This is a genomic window from Pseudomonas sp. NFPP02, assembly GCF_900119355.1.
Lineage (GTDB): Bacteria > Pseudomonadota > Gammaproteobacteria > Pseudomonadales > Pseudomonadaceae > Aquipseudomonas > Aquipseudomonas paracarnis.
Genome location: NZ_FPJI01000023.1, coordinates 32,996 through 37,462, shown reverse-complemented (window position 1 = coordinate 37,462; position 4,467 = coordinate 32,996). Strand labels below are relative to the sequence as shown.

General features: G+C 60.0%; 4 protein-coding genes. 2 read left to right on the top strand and 2 right to left on the bottom strand.

Annotation, left to right across the window (positions count from 1 at the left end; genetic code table 11):
* Positions 1 to 166 precede the first annotated feature (166 nt).
* Positions 167 to 754: an NUDIX domain-containing protein gene (locus BT204_RS26510; protein WP_034125680.1), complete on the bottom strand. Its 588-nt coding sequence runs from the start codon at positions 752 to 754 to the stop codon at positions 167 to 169.
* A 165-nt stretch (positions 755 to 919) separates the two neighbouring features.
* Between BT204_RS26510 and BT204_RS26505 the strand changes: the two genes are divergently transcribed.
* Positions 920 to 1,846 carry an alpha/beta hydrolase gene (locus BT204_RS26505; RefSeq protein ID WP_072448848.1) on the top strand — a complete coding sequence of 309 codons (927 nt, stop codon included), beginning with the start codon at positions 920 to 922 and terminating at the stop codon, positions 1,844 to 1,846.
* 192 nt (positions 1,847 to 2,038) lie between these two features.
* Here BT204_RS26505 and BT204_RS26500 read toward each other — a convergent pair whose 3' ends face one another.
* On the bottom strand, positions 2,039 to 3,199 hold the full coding sequence (locus tag BT204_RS26500; RefSeq protein WP_054898676.1) for an alpha-hydroxy acid oxidase: 1,161 nt from the start codon (positions 3,197 to 3,199) through the stop codon (positions 2,039 to 2,041).
* Positions 3,200 to 3,319: 120 nt separating this feature from the next.
* On the opposite strand from BT204_RS26500, the gene BT204_RS26495 reads away from it, so the two are divergent.
* Complete coding sequence (locus BT204_RS26495) at positions 3,320 to 4,105, top strand: DeoR/GlpR family DNA-binding transcription regulator (protein WP_054898675.1); 786 nt, start codon at positions 3,320 to 3,322, stop codon at positions 4,103 to 4,105.
* Positions 4,106 to 4,467 lie beyond the last annotated feature (362 nt).

Here is a 4,467-nt window from a genome sequence, read left to right as displayed (position 1 = left end):
GTTGACTGTCAGGCCGTCTTCGCAGGCAAGCCAGCTCCCACATTGGATCGCGGGGCATCAGTTATATCTGTGTCGGCTGCCAGGCCGTCACGGGAGCAAGCTCCCTCGCCACAGATTCAGCGTCGTGCCAAAGTTGTGTAGATACCTATGCACATGAAGGCATACCTCACCACCCCTCTTTCAACATCCGCAGCTCCAGATGCTGCAACAACATAATCGTCTTGCCATCCACAATCTCCCCGCTCTGCACCATCGCCAGTGCCTGCTCAAAGCCCAGCTCCAGTACCTCGATATCCTCGCCCTCTTCTTCCAGGCCTCCGCCCGCTCCCACTCGGTCGCCTGGCTGGTATTCACCGATAAAAAAGTGAATCCGCTCCGTCACAGATCCCGGGCTCATGAACGCCGCGTAGATTTTCTCAACATGCCCGACGCGATAGCCGGTCTCTTCCTCGGCCTCCAGGCGGATGCGTTCTTCGGCGCTGGCGTTATCGAGCAAACCGGCCGCCGCTTCAATCAGGTAGCCGGGGTAATCGTTGACGAAAGTGGGCATGCGGAACTGGCGAATCAGCAAGACTGTGCGTTGCTCACGGTTGTACAACAGGATGGTCGCACCGTTGCCCCGGTCATACACCTCGCGGGTCTGGGCTTGCCAACTGCCGTCGCGACGGCGCAGGTCGAAGCTGTATTTCTTCAGCAGGTACCAGTTGTCCGAGAGGGTTTCTTCGGCGGTGATGCGCACGGGGCTGTTGTTCATGTGTGGGCCTTTGCAGGTAGGGCAGGTTCGAGCCGTCCACCCTATCAACCCGCGCGAGGATTGTTCAATGCTGTAACACTTTCATCCGTCACGGCCGTCGCATTAATGCCTACCCGCCCAGGCCATCTGGTAAAACCCGTGCTTCATCTTTGTTCTGGAACCTTCATGTCTTCTGTTTCTATGCCCCGCCGGGGCCTGCGCTGGCTTGTCTGGCTGTGCATGGCCGTGTTGGTTGTCGGCCTGCCGGTCGGCTGCGCCGTGTTGCAACACAAGGAACGCGAACTTGTGTTTCGCATCGAGCCGGGAACCGCCGGCTGGTACACCGGCCTGCCCAAGGCGGTGCAGGAATTCGAACTCACGCCCGCCAGTTTCAAAGCAGGGCAGAACATTCATGGCTGGTGGTACCCGGCAGCCAACAAAGACGCGCCCGCCATCCTCTACCTGCACGGGGTACGCTGGAACCTCACGGGCCAATTGTTTCGCATCGAGCAACTGCATGCCCTGGGCTTTTCGGTCCTGGCCATCGACTATCGCGGCTTTGGCCAAAGCCAGGGCGACCTGCCCTCGGAAGCCACGGTGTACGAGGACGCACGCATTGCCTGGGAGCGTTTCCAGACCCTGCAACCAGACCCCGGCAAACGCCTGATCTACGGGCACTCCCTGGGTGGCGCGGTCGCCATCGACCTCGCTGCCGAGTTGGGCAAGCAGGTGCCATTGCCGGTGCGTGGGCTGGTGATCGAGTCCACGTTCACCTCCCTGGCAGATGTCGCCACGGCCGTTGCCAACACCTCATTGCCGGTACGCTGGTTGCTGTCGCAGAAGTTCGATTCCATCGACAAGATTGCCGACATCCACATGCCGCTGCTGGTGGTCCACGGCCTCGACGACCGCTACGTACCACCGCGCTTCAGCCAGCAGTTATTCGAAGCCGCCCAGCAACCCAAACACCTGTTGCTGGTGCCCGGTGCCAGCCATAACAACAGCATGAACCTCGCCGGACGCAGCTATGGCCAGGCGTTGGAAAACCTGATGCGCACGAAGATGCCTGCCCAGGTGGTGACACACTCCACAGGCCGCGATAACGCCTCGTAAATACGCTTTTCGACACTGGGTTCGCGCTTGGCTGTCAAGCGCAAACCCTGGCCATGTTGGCCCGAAATACAAGTTGATCAAATAATGATCTTCGCTGAAATCGCCAACGCTGCCGGGCCTTCGCAAAGTTATCCACAGAGATACCCACGGTTTTCGTGGACAACTCTTTTTATATTTTTACGGTTTTTTTGCTCAAGCCGTGCTTCCAGGAAAGGTACCGGGCAACAGGATTTCGCGATTCACTTCGCGTATATCCTTATAGCCACAGAGCGCCATCGACACATCCAGTTCGCGGGCGATGATATCGAGGGCCTTGGTCACGCCCGCCTCGCCCATAGCCCCTAGCCCATACAAGTGCGGGCGGCCAATCATGGTGCCCTTGGCGCCCAGCGCCATGGCCTTGAGCACGTCCTGGCCGGAACGAATACCGCCGTCGAGCCACACTTCAATGCGGTTGCCCACGGCCTCGACAATCGCCGGCAATTGGCTGATGCTCGACGGCGCGCCATCAAGCTGGCGGCCACCGTGGTTACTCACCACCAACGCATCGGCACCGCAATCGGCCGCCAAGCGCGCATCCTCCACATCGAGAATGCCCTTGATGATCAGCTTGCCGCCCCAGCACCGCTTGATCCACGCCACATCGTCCCAGCTCAGGCGCGGGTCAAATTGCTGGGCGGTCCACGACGACAGCGAACTCATGTCGGCCACGCCCTTCACATGCCCGACGATATTGCCGAAACCACGCCGCTGGGTACCCAGCATGCCCATCACCCAGCGAGGCTTGGTGATCATGTTGAGAATGTTCGGCAGGGTCAGCTTGGGCGGCGCGGACAAACCATTGATCAAGTCCTTGTGGCGCTGCCCCAGAATCTGCAAATCCAGGGTCAGCACCAATGCATCCACCCCGGCCGCCTTGGCGCGCTCGATCAACTGCTCGATAAAACTGCGGTCGCGCATCACATACAACTGGAACCAGAACGGCTGGCCGACATGCTCGGCGATGTCTTCCAGCGAACAGATACTCATGGTCGACAAGGTGTAGCGCAGCCCGAACGCAGCAGCGGCACGGGCAGTGAGGATTTCGCCATCGGCGTGCTGCATGCCCGCCAGGCCAGTCGGCGCCAACGCCACGGGCATGGCCATGTGCTGGCCGATCATGCTGGCGCGGATCGAACGCTCGTCGATATTGCGCGCCACCCGTTGGCGGAACTTGATACGCGCAAAATCAGTTTCGTTGGCGCGGTAGGTGCTCTCAGTCCAGGAGCCGGAATCGGCGTAGTCGTAGAACATGCGGGGGACACGTTTTTGCGCCAGCTTGCGTAAGTCTTCGATGGTTGTGATCAACGGCATCGGGTCACCTCTCCCTGAACTGAACACAGAGAGTAACCGGCAGGAGCGTGGGCAACCAGCCGTTGCGTTTAGATGGGCCGGCGATTAATCTCGCACAAACCCGCAATAAAGCGCACAAACATGCATAACACTCATCAAGCCATCGACCTGCCTTCCCTGCGCAAACAGAAGATCTTGTTGTTGCTGGAACGCGACGGCAAGGTCACTGCCTCCGAGTTGGTCGAGCATTTTGCCGTGTCCCAGGACACCATCCGCCGCGACCTCGGCGAACTCGCTGCCGCAGGCCTGTTGCAACGCGTACATGGCGGCGCCCTGCCCCGACCCAAGGACACCGGCAAGGATTTCTTTACCCGTGTCGGGGAAACCAACGAGGTCAAGCGCCACCTCGCTCGCGTGGCGGCGGAGCGGGTTGAAGACGGCCAGATCGTGCTGTTCGATTCTGGCTCCACCACCTTGCAGATCGCACAATGCTTGCCCCATGCACTGCACCTGACCGTGGTCACGCCATCCCCCATGATCGCCATCGCCCTGGCCGACCATCCGCATATAAAAGTGATCCTGGCCGGCGGCCAACTCAACCCCGCCACGCTCTCCACCGGCGGCCATGACGCGGTGCGGCTGATCCAGAGCGTCAAGGCCGACCTGTTGTTCACCGGGGTTTGCGCACTGCATCCGCAAGTGGGCATCACCTCGCTGCATTTTGGTGAAGTCGCCGTCAAGCAAGCCTTGCTCGACAGCGCGTCCCACGTCATCGCCGTGACCACCTCAGACAAGCTCGGCGCGGTGGAACCCTTTGTGGTGGCGCCTTGCAGCCGTATTCATACGCTGATTACCGAGTGGGACGCGCCGGAGGTGCAAGCATATGAACAGTTGGGGTTGCAGGTGCAGCGGGTGGACGTGCAGTGATGCAAACCCTGTGTAGAGCGAGCTTGCTCGCGAAAACGTCAACAATAACGCGTGTTTCCTGAATGAACGCGGCGCCTGAGCGTTTTTCGCGAGCAAGCTCGCTCCTACAAAAAGGGCAAGCCGGCCATCTGGAGACGGTAACCACGATGCGAAGCGAGCCGCTCTTGCTCTTGCTCTTGCTCTTGCTCTTGCTCTTGCTCTTGCTCTTGCTCTTGCTCTTGCTCTTGCTCTTGCTCTGCTTTTGATCTTGATCTTAGGCGCCCCGTTAAACCACGCTGGCCGGAATTCGACAGGGATTTGGGGGGTAAACCGGCAGGGATGCCGGTTTAGCCGCCCCGCGCCATGGATGGCGCGTGGCGGCG

Coding starts and splice junctions, on each gene's coding strand:
- BT204_RS26510 (WP_034125680.1), bottom strand. CDS start 754: ATGAACAACAGCCCCGTGCGCATCACCGCCGAAGAAACCCTCTCGGAC.
- BT204_RS26505 (WP_072448848.1), top strand. CDS start 920: ATGTCTTCTGTTTCTATGCCCCGCCGGGGCCTGCGCTGGCTTGTCTGG.
- BT204_RS26500 (WP_054898676.1), bottom strand. CDS start 3,199: ATGCCGTTGATCACAACCATCGAAGACTTACGCAAGCTGGCGCAAAAA.
- BT204_RS26495 (WP_054898675.1), top strand. CDS start 3,320: ATGCATAACACTCATCAAGCCATCGACCTGCCTTCCCTGCGCAAACAG.